The sequence below is a fragment of the Kitasatospora sp. HUAS MG31 genome, from assembly GCF_040571325.1.
GTDB lineage: Bacteria > Actinomycetota > Actinomycetes > Streptomycetales > Streptomycetaceae > Kitasatospora > Kitasatospora camelliae.
Window position 1 is genome coordinate 5,987,474 of sequence record NZ_CP159872.1, and the last position, 13,505, is coordinate 6,000,978.

13 protein-coding genes are annotated in these 13,505 nt (G+C 75.8%); 9 read left to right on the forward strand and 4 right to left on the reverse strand.

Going from position 1 to position 13,505, the window contains the following annotated elements; genetic code table 11:
* Positions 1-152: 152 nt before the first annotated feature.
* From ABWK59_RS26725 to modA, 3 genes are read right to left on the reverse strand one after another with little or no spacing between them, the layout of a single operon-like run.
* The gene (locus tag ABWK59_RS26725; protein WP_354643178.1) at positions 153-1,271 is read right to left on the reverse strand and encodes an ABC transporter ATP-binding protein; all 1,119 of its coding nucleotides are present in this window, start codon (positions 1,269-1,271) and stop codon (positions 153-155) included.
* Positions 1,268-2,077, reverse strand: coding sequence for an ABC transporter permease (locus ABWK59_RS26730; RefSeq protein WP_354643179.1), 810 nt, complete (start codon positions 2,075-2,077; stop codon positions 1,268-1,270). The genes ABWK59_RS26725 and ABWK59_RS26730 overlap by 4 nt, the downstream gene beginning before the upstream one ends.
* On the reverse strand, positions 2,074-2,877 hold the full coding sequence (gene modA, locus ABWK59_RS26735) for a molybdate ABC transporter substrate-binding protein (protein WP_354643180.1): 804 nt from the start codon (positions 2,875-2,877) through the stop codon (positions 2,074-2,076). The genes ABWK59_RS26730 and modA overlap by 4 nt, the downstream gene beginning before the upstream one ends.
* A gap of 220 nt (positions 2,878-3,097) precedes the next feature.
* On the opposite strand from modA, the gene ABWK59_RS26740 reads away from it, so the two are divergent.
* From ABWK59_RS26740 to ABWK59_RS26780, 9 genes are all read left to right on the forward strand, one after another.
* Positions 3,098-4,165, forward strand: coding sequence for an RNA ligase (ATP) (locus ABWK59_RS26740; RefSeq protein ID WP_354643181.1), 1,068 nt, complete (start codon positions 3,098-3,100; stop codon positions 4,163-4,165).
* Between the two features lie 116 nt (positions 4,166-4,281).
* Positions 4,282-5,634: a cytochrome P450 gene (locus tag ABWK59_RS26745; protein WP_354643182.1), complete on the forward strand. Its 1,353-nt coding sequence runs from the start codon at positions 4,282-4,284 to the stop codon at positions 5,632-5,634.
* A 223-nt stretch (positions 5,635-5,857) separates the two neighbouring features.
* Entirely contained in the window at positions 5,858-6,655 is a 798-nt protein-coding gene (locus tag ABWK59_RS26750) for an MHYT domain-containing protein (protein WP_354643183.1), read from the forward strand.
* 59 nt (positions 6,656-6,714) lie between these two features.
* Entirely contained in the window at positions 6,715-9,261 is a 2,547-nt protein-coding gene (locus ABWK59_RS26755) for a nitrate- and nitrite sensing domain-containing protein (protein ID WP_354643184.1), read from the forward strand.
* On the forward strand, positions 9,258-9,671 hold the full coding sequence (locus tag ABWK59_RS26760; protein ID WP_354643185.1) for a roadblock/LC7 domain-containing protein: 414 nt from the start codon (positions 9,258-9,260) through the stop codon (positions 9,669-9,671). The genes ABWK59_RS26755 and ABWK59_RS26760 overlap by 4 nt, the downstream gene beginning before the upstream one ends.
* Before the next feature lie 104 nt (positions 9,672-9,775).
* Positions 9,776-10,105, forward strand: a complete 330-nt coding sequence (locus ABWK59_RS26765) for a DUF742 domain-containing protein (RefSeq protein ID WP_354645114.1) — start codon at positions 9,776-9,778, stop codon at positions 10,103-10,105.
* Positions 10,086-10,682, forward strand: coding sequence for a GTP-binding protein (locus ABWK59_RS26770; RefSeq protein WP_354643186.1), 597 nt, complete (start codon positions 10,086-10,088; stop codon positions 10,680-10,682). Before ABWK59_RS26765 ends, ABWK59_RS26770 begins: the two co-directional genes overlap by 20 nt.
* Positions 10,683-10,816: 134 nt before the next feature.
* Positions 10,817-12,052 carry an ABC transporter substrate-binding protein gene (locus tag ABWK59_RS26775; protein WP_354643187.1) on the forward strand — a complete coding sequence of 412 codons (1,236 nt, stop codon included), beginning with the start codon at positions 10,817-10,819 and terminating at the stop codon, positions 12,050-12,052.
* Between the two features lie 99 nt (positions 12,053-12,151).
* The gene (locus ABWK59_RS26780) at positions 12,152-13,120 is read left to right on the forward strand and encodes a hypothetical protein (RefSeq protein WP_354643188.1); all 969 of its coding nucleotides are present in this window, start codon (positions 12,152-12,154) and stop codon (positions 13,118-13,120) included.
* A gap of 7 nt (positions 13,121-13,127) precedes the next feature.
* Here the strand turns inward: ABWK59_RS26780 and ABWK59_RS26785 are convergent, their stop codons facing one another.
* The gene (locus ABWK59_RS26785; RefSeq protein WP_354643189.1) at positions 13,128-13,436 is read right to left on the reverse strand and encodes an antibiotic biosynthesis monooxygenase family protein; all 309 of its coding nucleotides are present in this window, start codon (positions 13,434-13,436) and stop codon (positions 13,128-13,130) included.
* Positions 13,437-13,505: the final 69 nt, after the last annotated feature.

Below are 13,505 nucleotides of genomic sequence, written 5' to 3' on the forward strand. Positions count from 1 at the left end.
ACCTCCCAGCCGCCAAGGCGGGGGGGGACTGCGCGAGTTCGGGAGGCGGACCGGGTTTCGATCGGGGCACCGAGGGCCAGTTGCAGCATCTGCCGTTCCCCTGCGCGCAGTTCCCCGCCCCTGACGTAGCCGTGTGCGTTCGCTGCGGGGGGTCAGGCGGGGTAGGCGTGGGTTTGGGTGGCTTTGACGGTGGCCCAGACGGGGGTGCCGGGGGTGAGGTCGAGGTCGGTGGCGGCGGCGGGGGTGAGGTCGGCGGCGAGGGGGAGGGGACCGGTGAGGTCCACGCGGACCTGGTCGCCGTGGAGGTCGAGGCCGGCGACGGTGAGGGGGAAGAGGTTGCGGGCGCTGGCGGCGGGGCGTTCGCGGTAGAGGGTGACCGCGGAGGGCGGGAAGGCGACGAACGCGGGGCCGGTGAGGTCCTCGGTGGTGGTGAGGGTGAGGCCGTCCGGGAGGGTGACCCGGTGGCCGTCGGCGATGCCGCGGTAGAGGTTGAGGCCGACCAGGCGGGCGATGTAGTCGGTGCGCGGGTGGCGGGCGATGTCGGCGGGGAGGCCGGCCTGGACGACGTGGCCGTCCTCGATGACGACCAGCCGGTCGGCCAGCACCATGGCGTCCAGCGGGTCGTGGGTGACCAGTACCGCCACGGCGTCGAACGCGGCCAGGTGCCGCCGCAGTCCGGCCCTGACCTCCAGCCGGGTGCGTGCGTCCAGGGCGGCCAGCGGCTCGTCCAGCAGCAGCAGCCGGGGCTTCACCGCGAGCGCCCGGGCGAGGGCGACCCGTTGGGCCTGGCCGCCGGAGAGGCTGCCGGGTCTGCTGCCGGCGTGGTCGGCGAGGCCCATGCGGTCGAGCCAGGGCAGGGCCTCGGCCCGGGCGGCGGCCCGCCGCAGGCCGCGGCAGCGCAGGCCGAAGGCGACGTTGTCGAGGGCGGTGAGGTGGGGGAAGAGCAGGTAGTCCTGGAAGACGACGCCGACGGGCCGGTCCTCGGCGGGGGTGTGCAGGCCGGCGGCGGGGTCCTCGAGGGTGGTGCCGTCGAGGCGGAGGTGGCCGGCACCGAGCGGGAGGAGGCCGGCCAGGGCGCGCAGGGCGGTGGACTTGCCGGCGCCGTTCGGTCCGAGCAGGGCGACCACCTCGCCGGGGGCGGCGGTGAGCGGGAGGTCGAGCCGGAAGGCGCCGCGGTCGATCCGCAGGTGGGCGTCGAGGGCGGGCGGGTGCACGGCGGGGCCTCCCGGTTCGGGCCGCGGGCCGCCCGGCCGGGCGTCCTCGGCGTTCATGCCTGCCCGCCCGCGGTCCAGCGGTCCCGCAGGCCGGCCAGGACGGCGACGGAGACGGTGAGCAGGACCAGGCTGAGCGCGATGGCGGCCTCCGGCTCGGACTCCATGGCGAGGTAGACGGCGAGCGGCATGGTCTGGGTCCGGCCGGGGAAGTTGCCGGCGAAGGTGATGGTGGCCCCGAACTCGCCGAGGGCGCGGGCCCAGGCGAGGACGGCGCCGGCGGCGATGCCGGGGGCGATCAGCGGCAGGGTGACCCGGCGGAAGGCGGTCAGCCGGGAGGCGCCCAGGGTGGCGGCGGCCTCCTCGTAGCGGGGGTCGGCGGCGCGCAGCGCGCCCTCGACGCTGATCACCAGGAAGGGCATGGCGACGAAGGCCTCGGCGAGCACCACCCCGCCCGTGGTGAAGGGCAGGGTGATGCCGAACGCCGAGTCCAGCCAGCGGCCGACGATGCCGTTGCGGCCGAGGACGAGCAGCAGGGCGACGCCGCCCACCACGGGTGGCAGCACCAGCGGCAGGGTCACCAGGGCGCGGATGAACCGCCGTCCGGGGATCTCGGTCCGGGCCAGCAGCCAGGCCAGCGGCACGCCGACCACCAGCGAGACGGCGGTGGCCGCGGTCGCGCTGATCAGCGAGAGCCGCAGGGCCGTCCAGACCTCCGGGCTGGAGAGCTGCTCGGGAAGCGTGCTCCAGGGCGCGCGGACGAGCAGCCCGACCAGCGGGAGGACCAGGAACGCCAGCCCGAGCAGGGCGGGCAGCAGCAGGGCGAGCGGGATCCGTCGGCGGTGCCGGGGGGCGGTGCGGCTCACGGAGTCTGGAAGCCGGCCTCGCCGAGCACCTGCTTGGCCTCCGCCGACCGGATGTAGGTGACGAACGCGGCGGCGGCCGCGGCGTTCGGCGCCTTGGCGAGGGCGGCGATCGGGTAGTCGTTCACGGCCTTCTCGGCCTCGGGGAAGCTCACACCGTCGATCTTCGCAGCATCGGCCTTGACGTCGGTCTTGTACACGAGGGAGGCGTCCACCTCGCCCAGTTCGACCTTGGTGAGGGCGCCCTTGACGTCCTGCTCCAGGGTGACCGGGGTGAGGTTCACGCCGCCGGCCTCCAGGGCCTTGAGGGCGGCGGCGCCGCAGGGCACCTCCTTGGCGCAGAGCGCGGTCTTGACGCCGGTGAGGTCCTTGAGGCCGGTGATGTGCCTGGGGTTCCCCTTGGGGACGGCGATCTCCAGGGTGTTGCGGACGAACACCTTCGGGTCGCCGGCGGCGGCCTTGGCGTCGGTGACGGTCTTCATGGTGGCCGGGCTGGCGGCGGCGAAGACGTCGGCCGGGGCGCCGGAGACGATGGACTGGGCGAGCGCGGAGCTGCCGCCGAAGTTGAAGGTGACCTTGACTCCGGGGTTGGCGGCCTCGAACTTCTTGCCGAGGTCGGTGAAGGACCCCTTGAGCGAGGCGGCCGCGAACACGGTCACCGCGCCGGTGGGCTTGGCGGCGCCCGTGCCGTCGGCGGTGGCCGGGGAGTTCGACGGCGTGGCCCCGCTGCCGCAGGCGGTCAGGCCGGCCGCGAGAGCGAGGACGGTGGCGGCGACGGCGGTGCGGCGTCGGGTGGTGGTCATCGGGGTCCCCTTCTGCCGCGCCGGGGGTCGGCGCGGGGCTGCGGTGGCAATGTCGATCATAGTGCCGCAGGTGCGCACCGAAAATCCCCTGTTCCATCGCACAAGCCAGGAGTGATCCATTCCGGAAGCCGCATGTGCGATGGGTCAAGGAGGAAAAATCCGTGGCTGTCGCGGGCCCCGGCCGCCAGAGTGAGGGCAGTTCGACCACGGGGAGGAACAGATGTCCACACTGAGGGTCACGGCCGAGCTGCTGACCATCCACGAGCACCCGAACGCCGACGCGCTGGAGCTGGCCCAGGTGGGCCTGTACCGCGCGGTGGTGGCCAAGGGTGCGTTCCGGACCGGCGACGCCGCCGTCTACATCCCGGAGCAGGCGGTGCTGCCCGCCGAGCTGATCGAGGAGCTCGGCCTCACCGGCAAGCTGGCCGGAGGCAACGCCGACCGGGTCAAGGCGGTACGGCTGCGCGGAGAGCTCTCCCAGGGCATCGTCTGCCGGCCGCGGGTGCTCGCGGACACCGACCTGGCCGCCGCCGCGGCGGCCGGGCTGGACTTCGCCGAGCTGCTGGGCGTCACCAAGTGGGCGCCGCCGGTCCCGACCGCGATGAACGGCGAGGTCGAGGCGGCCCCGGACCTGATGCCCTGGGTGGACATCGAGAACCTCAAGCGGTTCCCGGACGTCTTCGAGCCGGGCGAGCCGGTGGTGGTCACCGAGAAGCTGCACGGCAGTTGCTGCCTGGTCACGTACCACGCGGACGGCGGCGGGGTGCAGGTCTCCTCCAAGGGGATCGGCGCCCAGGGGCTGGCGCTCAAGGAGGACCCGAAGAACCTGTACTGGCGCGCCGTCCGGGCGTACGACATCCCCGCGGTGGCCGCCCGGCTGGCCGAGCGGCTCGGCGCCTCCCGGATCGGCGTGTTCGGCGAGGTGTTCGGCGCCGGCGTCCAGGACCTGACCTACGGCGCCTCGGGCCGCGCCGAGCTGCCCGGCTACGCCGCGTTCGACGTCTCGGCCGTGGTCGACGGGCAGCTGCGCTGGCTGGACGCGGCCGAACTGCTCGACGGAGAACTGCCGTTGGCGCCCCGGTTGTGGAGCGGACCGTACCGGGCCGAGACCGTGCTGGCGCTGGCCGAGGGCCGAGAGACGCTGTCCGGGCGGGAGCTGCACATCCGCGAGGGCGTGGTGGTCCGCCCGGCGGTCGAGCGGCACAGCCCGGTGCTGGGCGGGCGGGCCATCGCCAAGGTGGTCGGCGGCGCGTACCTGACCCGCAAGGGCGGCACCGAGTACGAGTGACCGGGCCCGGGGCCCCGCCGGGAGCGATTCCCGGCGGGGCCTTCTGTGCTGACGGACGGTCAGCTAGCGTGATCCGCGTACGCAGGACAGCCGCTCGCCCCCAGGAGGCGCCGCCCATGCCGGACACCCCCATACCCGGACCTCCGGGTCTCCCGCTGATCGGCTCGCTGCTGGACCTCAAGCGCGACCCGCTCCAGGCGTACCGGGACGCCCGTCGCGACCACGGGGACGTGGTGCGGTTCACGGCCGGGCCGCCCGGGCTGCGCTCCGAGTTCTACATGGTCTTCTCCCCCGAGGGCGCCCAGCAGGTGCTGGCCACCCAGTCGGCCAACTTCCGCAAGGAGAACGCCTTCTACGAGGAGGTCCGGCAGAGCTTCGGCAACGGCCTGCTGACCTCCCAGGACGGCGACTACCAGCGCCAGCGCCGCCTGGTGCAGCCGCTGTTCACCCGCCGCCGGGTGGACGGCTACGCGGAGGCGATCGGCATCGAGTCCGAGGCGCTGGCCGAGCGCTGGGCGGCGGCGGTGGACGGGGTGGTGGACGCCGCCGACGAGATGTCCCGGTTCGCGCTGCGCGCGGTCTCCCGGATCCTGTTCGGCCAGGACGTGGAGGCCGCCATCGACGCGGTCCGCACCAACTTCCCGATCCTGGGCGCCTACATCCGCTCCCGCGGCTTCTCCCCGGTGCGCGTCCCGCGGACCTGGCCCACCCCGGGCAACCGGGAGGCGCTGGCCGCCGAGCGGGCGCTGTACGCGGTCTGCGACCGGATCATCGCCGAGCGCGGCGGTCGCGGCGGCTCCGACGACCTGCTGCAACTGCTCGCCGAGGCCCGCGGCGAGGACGGCGAGCGGCTGGACCCGACCGAGCTGCGCGAGCAGGTGCTGATCTTCCTGCTGGCCGGTCACGAGACCACCGCCACCTCGCTCACCTTCGCCCTGCACCTGCTGGGCCGGTACCCCGAGGAGCAGAAGCGGGCCCACGCGGAGGTGGACGCGCTGCTCGGCGACGGCCGCCGCCCCACCGCCGAGGACTTCAACGAACTGCCCGTCCTCACCCGGGTGCTGAAGGAGGCCATGCGGCTCTTCCCGGCCGCCCCCGCGATCGGCCGCCGGGCCGTGGCGGACTGCGTGGTGGACGGCACCCCCATCCCGGGCGGCTCGGACGTGCTGGTGGCGCCCTGGGTGACGCACCGCCACCCCGACCACTGGGAGGACCCGGAGCGGTTCGACCCGGACCGGTTCACCCCCGAGCGGGAGGCGGCCCGGCACCGGTACGCCTGGTTCCCGTTCGGCGGCGGGCCCCGGGCCTGCATCGGCCAGCACTTCTCGATGCTGGAGTCGGTGCTCGGGCTGGCCGTCCTGCTGCGCGCCTTCGAGGTGGCGGCGCTGGACCTGGACGTGGCGCTCGGCCAGGGCATCACCCTGGAGGCCCGCGGACCGGTGCGGATCCGGCTGACCGCGCGCCGGTAGAGGGACCCCGAAGGGGGCGTGCGGCCGGGGGGCTGCACGCCCCCTTCGGCATCGGCGCGCGCCCAGCGCACACGGGAGGCGCCTATTCGAGCACAGGCGACCCGGGCCCGGGGCGGCTTTCCGGATGTTCGGGTGACCGGACCGCTGCGCTCGGTAGCGTCCAGCGCATCGGAGACCGAGCGCGCACATGCGATCGGCATATGTCACCCCTCGGAGGCCCCCGATGGGATCGATGCACCACTTCAGCTTCGGCTGGCTCACCCCGACCGTCTCGTACCTGCTGGCCTGCGTGGGCGCGGCCCTCGGTCTGCGCTGCACCCTGCGCGCCCTGGCCGCCACCGGCACCTCGCGCCGCAACTGGCTGATCACGGCCGCCGCGGCGATCGGCTCCGGCATCTGGACCATGCACTTCGTGGCCATGTTCGGGTTCACCGTGGACGGCAGCGAACTGCGCTACGACGTCCCGCTCACCGTGCTCAGCCTGGTGGTGGCCGTGGTCGTGGTCGGCCTCGGCGTGTTCGTCGTCGGCTACGGCCGGCGCCGCAGGCCCAGTCTGCTGGTCGCCGGCCTCACCACCGGGACCGGGGTCGCCGCCATGCACTACATCGGCATGGCGGCCGTCCGGATCCACGGCACCCTCGGCTACGACCCCGGCACGGTCGGACTGTCCGTGCTGATCGCGGTCGGCGCCGCCACCGCCGCGCTCTGGGCCGCCGTCACCATCCGCAACGTGGTCGCGGCCGGCGGCGCCGCCCTGGTCATGGGCGTCGCGGTCTCCTGCATGCACTACACCGGCATGGCCGCCGTCCACGTCGAGATGCACCCCGCCCGGACCGAACTCGCCGGCGCCACCCCGATGCAGTTCGTCTTCCCGCTGGCCGTCGGGCTCGGCTCCTTCCTCTTCCTCACCTCCGCCTTCGTCGCCCTCTCCCCGACCGCCCAGGAGCGCGCCGCCTACCGCGAGGCCGGCGAACTCGCCATCGAGGAAGCCGACTTCGCCGAACTCCGCCGCGCGGCGTAGCCGTGTCCGCGTCCGACCCGCCCGGGACGCCGCCCCCCGACCCGAAAGGCCACCACCCCATGCGCGAACGCCGCGGCACCCCCCGTACCGCACCGCCGGCCGCCCCCGGCACCGCCCGCGGCCCGGTCCGACCCGGGCCCGGCGGACGGCGACGCGGCGCCCACGCCGGACCGCCCGCCCGGGAGGACCGGACCGAGAGCGGACGCGGCCCGGCCGACACCCCGCGGACCCTCCCGGCCGGACTGCGCCCGCGCACCGTCCGGGCCAGGATCGTGGCCCTGCTGATGGTCCCGGTGGTGTCCGTGATGGCCCTGTGGGCCTTCGCCACCGTCACCACCGCCGGCGAGGTCCGGGCCCGGCTCCAGGCCAGGACCATCGACGCCGCCCTGCTGCGGCCCGTCGAGGCGGCCGCCGCCGGACTCCAGGCCGAACGCGCCGCCGCCGGACAGCTGCTTGCCACCCCCGGCGCCGCCCGGGAGAGCGCCCTGCGCGAGGCCGCCGCCGCCACCGACCGGGCCGTCACCCCGCTCGCCCTCGGCCCCGGCTACAACCGCGCCGACGCCGAGGGCCTCGGCCCCGAGGCCGCCGCCCGGGTGGACGCCCTCACCACCGCCGTCGCCGCCCTCCCCGACCTGCGCCTGCGGGTCCTCACCCGCAACGCCGCCTGGCCCGAGGTGTACGCCGCCTACGGCACCGCCGTCGACCGCGCCCTGGACGTGGCCGGCGCCCTCACCGCGCTCCGCGACGACCGGGCCGCCTCCGACGCCCGGGTCCTGCTGGAGTTCGCCCGCTCCCGCGAACTGCTCGCCCGCGAGGACGCCCTGCTGCGGGCCGGCCAGGCCGCCGGCCGGCTCGCCGAGGACCAGCACCGCGACTTCGCCGCCACCGTGTACGCCCGCCGCCTCTTCGAACGGACCAGCGCCGCCGACCTGCGGCCCGCCGACCGGACCGCCCTGCAGGCCGTCGCCGCCGGCGCCGACTACCAGGACCTGCTCCGGCTGGAGGACGCGGTCAGGAACGCCGAGGACGGGAAGGCCGCGGTCGCCGCCGTCGGAGCCGACCGCTGGGCGGTCTCCGCGGACGGCGTCGCCCGCGCGCTGCGCACGGTCTCCGCCGACGCCGCCACGGCCGCCGCCGAACGCTCCCGGCCGTCCGCCATGGGCCTGTCCACCCCCTCCGGCGCCGCCGTGCTGCTGGGCCTGGCCGCCGTGCTCGCCTCGCTGCTGATCTCGGTCCGGATCGGCAGCGGCCTGGTCGCCGAACTGACCGGGCTGCGGAACTCGGCCCTGGAGCTGGCCGGCCGCACCCTCCCGGCCACCATGCGCCGGCTGCGGGCCGGCGAGGAGGTCGACCCGGAGGCCGACGCCCCGCGGCAGCCGCCCGGCGAGGACGAGATCGGACAGGTGCACGGCGCCCTGGAGACCGTACGGCGGGCCGCCGTCACCGCCGCGGTGGAACGGGCCGAGGTGCTCTCCGGCGTCTCCGGCGTGTTCGTCAACCTCGCCCGGCGCAGCCAGGTCCTGGTGCACCGCCAGCTCACCCTGCTGGACGCCATGGAACGCCGCACCGAGGACCCGGCGGAGCTCGACGACCTCTTCCGGCTCGACCACCTCACCACCCGGATGCGCCGCCACGCCGAGGGCCTGATCATCCTCTCCGGCGCCACCCCCGGCCGGGCCTGGCGGCGGCCCGTCCCGCTGACCGACGTGGTCCGCGCGGCCGTCGCCGAGGTCGAGGAGTACGCCAGGGTCGAGCTGCACCGGATGCCCAGGGCCGCGGTCGGCGGGCACGCCGTCGCCGACCTCACCCACCTGATCGCCGAACTGGTCGAGAACGCCACCGGGTTCTCGCCCCCGCACACCCGGGTGCACATCCGCGGCGAACAGGTCGGCAACGGCTACGCGCTGGAGATCGAGGACCGCGGCCTCGGCATGGGCCCCGAGGCGCTGGCCGACGCCAACCGCCGGATCGGGGCCGCCGAACAGCTCGACCTGTTCGACAGCGACCGGCTCGGGCTGTTCGTGGTCAGCCGGCTGGCCCGGCGGCACCAGGTCCGGGTGGCGCTGCGCCCCTCCGCGTACGGCGGGACCACCGCCGTGGTGCTGCTGCCCACCGCCCTGCTGCAGACCGGTGCGGACGCCGAGCCGGAGCCGGTGACCGTTCCCGCGCCGGCGGCCGTTCCCCCGCCGGCCGCCGTCAACGCACCCGAGCCCGTCGCGGCGCCCGCGGCCGCCGAGCCGCCGGTCGCGCCGGGTCTGCCGGCCGTCCCGCCGGGGGTGCGGCCGATCCCGTTCCCCGGCCCCGCCCGGCCGGTCGGCCCGCCGTCCGCCGTCCCCGCCTCCGGGACCGCCGCCGGAACCCCCGCCGGGCCCGCCGCCGGCGAGACCGACGGCCGGCTCCCGCGCCGGGTCCGGCAGGCCAGCCTGGTGCCCCAGCTGCGCGAGGCTCCGGCCCGTCCGCAGCCCCGGCCGCGGGCGGCCGCCACCCCCGCCGGGCGCAGCCCGGAGGAGGCCCGCGCGGCGATGTCCGCCTTCCAACAGGGCTGGGCGCGCGGCAAGGAGCAGCGCCCGTCCACCTTCCGCGCCGACCGAGGAGAGAGTCGATGACCACCGGCACCACGCACCCCGCGGGCGAGCTCAACTGGCTGCTCGACGAGCTGGTCTCCCGGGTCGCCCAGGTGAGATTCGCCGTGATGCTCTCCTCGGACGGCCTGGCCATGGGCACCTCGGCCGGCCTGGGCCGGGAGGACGGCGAGCACCTCGCGGCGGTCGCCTCCGGCTTCCACAGCCTCGCCAAGGGCGCGGGCCGCCAGTTCGACGCCGGCGAGGTCCGGCAGACCATGGTCGAGCTGGAGCGCGGCTACCTGCTGGTGGCCGCCGCCGGCGAGGGCACCTGCCTGGCCGTGTTCTCCGACGCCGACGCCGATCTCGGCCTGGTGGCCTACGAGATGGCCCGGCTGGTCCGCCGGGTCGGCGAGCACCTGTACGCGGCACCGCGCGGCACGGACGGGGGGTGAGGTCGGTGGCGTACCCGCCGCGCCGGTACCTGCCCGGCACGCCGTTCGGCTACCCGCCGGGCCCGGAGCAGCCCGCCCAGTGGTTCGACGACGCGGCCGGACCGATGGTCCGCCCGTACGCCGTCACCGGGGGCCGGACCCGGCCCGGCGGGGCCGAGTTCGACCTGATCGCCCTGGTGGTCACCGCCGTGCCGGCCGAGCCGGAGCCGCCGGTCGGCCCGGAGCAGGGCGTGATCCTCGACCTGTGCCGGGACAACGCCCTGTCGGTGGCCGAGATCGCCTCCGCGCTGGACCTGCCGCTCGGCGTGGTGCGGGTGCTGCTGGGCGACCTGCTGGAGACCGCGTTCATCCGGGTCAGCCGGCCCGTCCCGCCCGCCCTGCTCCCCGACGAGCAGGTCCTGAAGGAGGTCATCGATGGACTCCGCGCCCTCTGACAGCCCGGTGCTCGCCCTCAAGATCCTGGTGGCGGGCGGCTTCGGGGTGGGCAAGACCACCCTGGTCGGCTCGGTCAGCGAGATCCGTCCGCTGCGCACCGAGGAGCGGCTGACCGCGGCCGGGGAGGAGGTGGACGACCTGGACGGGGTGGAACGGAAGACCACCACCACGGTGGCCATGGACTTCGGCCGGATCACCATCCGCGAGGGCCTGTCGGTGTACCTGTTCGGCACCCCCGGGCAGGACCGGTTCTGGTTCCTGTGGGACGAGTTGGCGCAGGGCGCGCTCGGCGCGGTGGTGCTGGCGGACACCCGGCGGCTGACCGACTGCTTCCCCGCCGTGGACTTCTTCGAGCACCGGGGCATCCCGTTCGTGGTCGCGGTCAACCAGTTCGCCGGCACCCGGGAGTACCGGCCGGAGGAGGTGGCCCGGGCCCTCGACCTGGACGGCGGCACCCCGGTGGTGGTGTGCGACGCCCGGCAGCGGTCCTCCGGCAAGAACGTCCTGGTCAACCTGGTGGAGCACGCCGGACGCGTGCACGCGGCCCGGATGCTCGCCGACGTCGTCCGCCCGTAGGCGGATTGACAGTTGGTCAGACAGGTCGACGGCTGTTCCGCCGCCGGACCCCCGCCGTTCCCGTGCCGTCCCCCGGTTGGTGCGCTGCGCTCGCTTGGCTCTTCCCGGGCGGGACGGACAGGGAGGACGGGCACATGGCGAGGCGGAGCGGACCACGGCGCACCACCGTGGCGGTACTGACGGCGGCGGCCCTGCTGCTGCCGGCCGCCGCGGGCTGCGGCGGGCCGGCGGACGCGGCCGGGGACGGCACCGAGTACACCGTGACGACCTGGGCGCCGGCCGACCGGCCGGGGGTGACCGCGCTCGCCGAGGCGATCGGCCGGGACCTCGCCGCCAGGGGCGGGCTGAACGGCCACCGGCTGCGGGTGCTCACCTGCGACGAGCGGGACAGCGCCGAGGGCGCCGCGGCCTGCGCCCGGCAGGCCGTCGACGCCCGGGCGGTCGCGGTGATCGGCGCCTTCGGCGAGCACGCCGACGGCGTGATGCCGGTCCTGGAGGCGGCCGGTATCCCGTACCTCGGCGGATACGGCATGTCCGGCGCCGAGTTCAGCAGCCCGCTGTCGTACCCGGTCTCCGGCGGCACCCCCGCGCTGATCGCCGGCAGCGGCCGCCAACTGGTGGCGGCCGGCTGCAAGCAGGTGGCCCTGGTCCGGCCGGACACCCGGGCCGGCGACACCCTCACCCGCTACCTGTCCACCGCGCTGCGGCCCACCGGGGTGCGGCTGGTGGACGTCAAGACCCCGGAGAAGGACCCGGACTTCCAGGCCGTCGCCCGGCAGGCGCTCGGCCAGGACCAGCGCGGCGGCTGCGTCAGCAACGCCCTCGACCCGGAGCGCAGCCTCAAGCTGCTGGACGCCTACCGCCGGCTCGCGCCGCGCAACACCCTGCTCGCCTCGGTGGCCGGCAGCGTCCAGCAGTCCGTCATCGAGTCCATCAGCGGCGGCAACGGCGCCCTGGACGGCGCCCTCGCCACCGGCTGGTACCCGCCCGCCACCTCCAAGGTCTGGGACGACCTGCGCACGGTGGCCGGCGGCGACCGCCGGATCGACGTCTCCGACCTCGGGGTGCAGACCACCTGGGTCGCCTACCAGGTGTTCCTCCAGGCGGCCGACCGGATCCACTCCGCCGGGCAGCCGCTCACCGCCAAGGCGCTGCGCGCCCAGCTGGACAGCGGCGACTCGCTGGACACCGGCGGCGCCACCCCGCCGCTCAACTGGGGCATGACCGACATGCTCCCGAGCGCCGAGTCGCCCCGGCTGACCAACACCTGGGTGACCTACCAGCAGATCAAGGGCGGCCGGCTCACCGAGCAGCAGAGCGGCTTCGTGGACGTCCGCTGGGTGCTCACCGGAGGCCGCCCGCCGGCCTGACCCGCGCCCGGGCCGGCCGCCCCGGGCGCTCGTCCCGGCGGGTGACGTACCGGACTCGTCCTGTCGGCGCATGCCGGGGCCGGGACGTACCCTCGCCCTGTGATCACGCACCGGGACGTCCCCCCGCGCGCCCTGGCCGAGCAGGGCCGCTGGGCCGAGCTGCTCGGCCACTACCGCCGGTGCCGGGCCGAGGGCGCGGTCGAGGCCGGCCCGCTCGGCCACCTCGTGGCGTACGGGGCGCCGCCCGAGCTGGCCACCCGGCTGTTCGACGCCGACGGCGGCCCGGGCACCGCGGCCGGGGTGGCGGACCACGACACCGGGCCGCTGTGGGAGGTCCTCGCCACCCGGCACACCTGGCGCCGGCTCGCCCCGCTGCTGGAGCCGGCGCCCGTACGGCGGCTGGTCGCGCACACCCGGGTGCTGCTCGGCGAGGAACTCGGCGCCGGGTCCGAACCGGACGAGGAGGGCGTCCCGCTCGCCCTGGAGACCTGGGAGGAGGCCGGGTGGGAGCCCGCCGCCCGGGTCCGCGCGTACCTGCCGGGCGGCGGGGCCCGCCGCGAGCTGCTCGCCCTGCCCGCCGACCGGGAGGGCCTCGCCCCGGTGGAACTGTCCCCGGCCCCGCCGGCCGTCCCGGGCCTGGCGGCCACCCGACTGCTGGACGCCCTGGCGCCCTGGGCCCGGGCCGTCTGCGTCCGCGGCACCGCCCCCGACGCGGCGGCCCGGCTGATCGAGGACCACGGCCGCGCCGGGGGCGACCCGGAGCTGCCGGACGAGCCGCGGCCGACCGCCGGTTTCCTGCCGTTCGGCGCGGTCTACCCGGTGCTGGTGCAGACCGCCTCGGCGGCGCCCGCGCTGGGCACCGCCCAGGGGCGGCTGGCGGTGTGGCGGCTGCTCGCCGCGATGACCGGCGCGCGGCGGCCGTCCGTCCCGGAGGTGACCGCGCTGGTGGAACGGGCGCGCTGCTTCACCTGGTGCGAGGCCGAGGACGAACTCTGCTACCTGCACCTGGCCGTGGAGGACCCGGCCAGCGGCCTCGCCTGGGCGGTCAGCGGCGCCGCCCGGGTGTAGCCCGGGCTCAGACCGCCACGGACAGCTCGTAGCCGCCGCTGTGCATGTCCTCGCAGAGCGCGTAGCAGGCCTGGAAGCGCTCGGTGAAGCCCGCGCTGCCCTGCCACGCCCGCATGGCGTCGATGCTCTCCCAGGCGGCGAAGGAGACGAAGTGGTTCGGGTTCGCCAGGTCCTGGATCAACCGGGCGCCCAGGAAGCCCTCGTTGGCCTCCTTGGTCCAGCCGAGGAAGTCCCGCCACGCCTGCACGAACTCCTCGACGTTGCTCGGGTTGACCTGCCAGTTCCCGGAGGACCAGGTCTTGTTCTCCTGCAGCATGGCGAACCTCGATCCGTGCCGTCGGCCCCCTTTTCCTCAGAATAGGCCCCGGCCCGGCGCTGCTCCGGG